This window comes from Aeromonas sp. EERV15 (assembly GCF_900079845.1).
GTDB lineage: Bacteria > Pseudomonadota > Gammaproteobacteria > Enterobacterales > Aeromonadaceae > Aeromonas > Aeromonas sobria.
Genome location: NZ_FKKY02000044.1, coordinates 1 through 2,327, shown reverse-complemented (window position 1 = coordinate 2,327; position 2,327 = coordinate 1). Strand labels below are relative to the sequence as shown.

Here is a 2,327-nt window from a genome sequence, read left to right as displayed (position 1 = left end):
GGTTTCCTTCTCTCGCCAGTCGAGCTGATTGCCCACCTGCAACACTATCGAAATCGCAACCACGGCATCCTTGCGCTTGCTAAGGCCCTTGGCCTTAGCAAGCACTTCGGAACGCCATGGGGCGATTTCATGGCGGCCTTTGTCCGTGAACCAGCTCCCTTGCGGTAGCTGGCTCTCGGTTGGATGTAAGCGGCAGTTGTGGCCCGCTGCTCGGCCCACATCTGCGGCTTTCATCTTCTCGATCCCGAGGCTGAATTTCATTGCCATGCCGTAACCTCCGTGTCTTTGGCTGACTCGATCTTATCACTTCGTCTGTTCGAAGTGTTCTCCTAACACTTTGCTACGCAAAGTTGGAGCCCCTGCGGGGGGCAACCCGCCCAAGCCGCGCAGCGGTTGGCCGGTCTTAAAAGACAAAGAAGTTTTGCAGGGGGTAGGGGGGCGATGGGCCGAGGGGGGGTGATTATGCGTGCCCGCAAACCACCTCACCCCCTCAAAAAACAAAACTTAAAAAGTTCGGGGGTTGGGGCCGGAATCGTGACCAACTGATTCTTTTTATATTTTTCTTAAGATCCAGTGCTGGATCCTCATTGGTGATCGGGTGTAGATTAGACTCCAGAAAAACGAAAAAACCCGCCAATGGCGGGTTCTTCGGAAGGTCTCGGTGCTACCAACACCTCGATCTTCGCGGTAACAGGCTAGGGGGCCGTGCTACCGAAATTACCCTTTCAGTGTAGCCCTAATTCGGGGCAGGTTTCAAGCACAATCCCCCTTCAAAGCCTCTTACTGCCACACCTCGCGGGTGGTAGGACTCAGTGACGACAGCGCGTTGGTGTGCGACAAGCTCCCTACTGGGGTATCTGTAGGAAGGGAGCGCCCCATGAGTGACGACAACGTGACAGGGACAGGCACCGATAAAGCTCGGAGTGCAACGCGCAGACGTTGGGTAGTAACCCTCCTGCGAACAGCCGAAGCCACCCCTTCTGTGTCGTGGTCAGCAGGGTCTACAGGCGGCGTCTGGCCGTAATGCTGACAGAGGGCGGGCAACACCCTGAGCCCTTGCCGAGAGCGACTGACCGACGACCGACGGCAGCGCAGGCTAACCACTAGAGTCCATGCCTTAGCAGCATGGCTCTAGGGTGAGTGTTGGCCTCAAACTCCCTCCCTCCTTCCTCCAGCAGCGCCATCGAGAGCCGTCAGTCAAGAGACTGGACAAGAAAACACCAAAAAAGTTAGAATCAAATTCCAGTTTTGATTAATCAAATTCGGAATCTGATATGCAAGAGAAAGACGCAAAAATGGTTTTCGATGGTGGTGCCTACTCGAAAGCAGTCATAGTCCCGACCCCCATGGGGACTGGGTTCCATGTCCATCTGATCCGGTTCGGAAAACACGCTGAATCAGATGTCATAGAACGTCAAAGAGGGGGTTGGCGGGTATTCTCAACAATAGACGCAGCAGCAAACACAGCCCACGGGATCGGGTTCAAACGAATAGAGATAGACCTGAGCAGTCGTTAGTTTCGTTCGTACCCGTTTTTGCTGCTCTGTTCAGACCTGATCGACTGTCTCAAATCTTTGTCCGGCAGCTCCCTGAGCAAAGCCTCGGGAAGCCCATCAATCAGCCCCTGTAAGCGTCTGTTGCGATCTCTCAGGGCCTCGGGTGTGCTGGTAGCCACTTGGTCGGCCAGCTTCCCTAAATCGCTCTCACGCTTTTTTAAATTCTGCTCCCTGTGGTACAGCGCAACTTCGCGCTCTGCGATCTCCGCATCACGTTCAAACAGAGCCTCTTCGCGCTGGTTGAGACGGGTTTCCCACTCGTCCAAAGCCTTGTCGCGCTTGGCGATGCGCCCGATCTTGCCTGCTGCCTGCTCGGGGTCGTGCTTTGCCCCGCCAGCTTGCCCTGGCGTGTATTCGCACTCGATATACCTGGACACCGATTCAAAGGCCCGCTTGCGCAGCTGGGCGCACCGTGCGGCCCCATCAAGCCACGCTTTCGCCTGTAGCTTGCCGTCCTGCACAGGGGTTACAACAACGTGGACATGGGGGGATGACTCGTCCGTGTGCAGATCTACACCCACCACGTTCTCCTCCCCAAACTCCTTGATCGCCCACTCGCGGGCAGCCTTGGCGAGATACCCCATCGCCTTGATGCTCTGCTTGTTGTTCTGTCCACCCCTTGGCCTGCCCTCTGGGCAGGCAGGGGTTTCCTTCTCTCGCCAGTCGAGCTGATTGCCCACCTGCAACACTATCGAAATCGCAACCACGGCATCCTTGCGCTTGCTAAGGCCCTTGGCCTTAGCAAGCACTTCGGAACGCCATGGGGCGATT

At 56.3% G+C, this 2,327-nt stretch carries 2 protein-coding genes; both read right to left on the bottom strand.

The features are described from left to right. The coding region (locus BN4575_RS20295; protein ID WP_141689894.1) for a hypothetical protein at positions 1-267 on the bottom strand (267 nt) is incomplete at its 3' end. Between the two features lie 1,246 nt (positions 268-1,513). Next, on the bottom strand, positions 1,514-2,327 hold an 814-nt coding region (locus tag BN4575_RS20285; RefSeq protein WP_176716452.1), incomplete at its 5' end, for a plasmid recombination protein.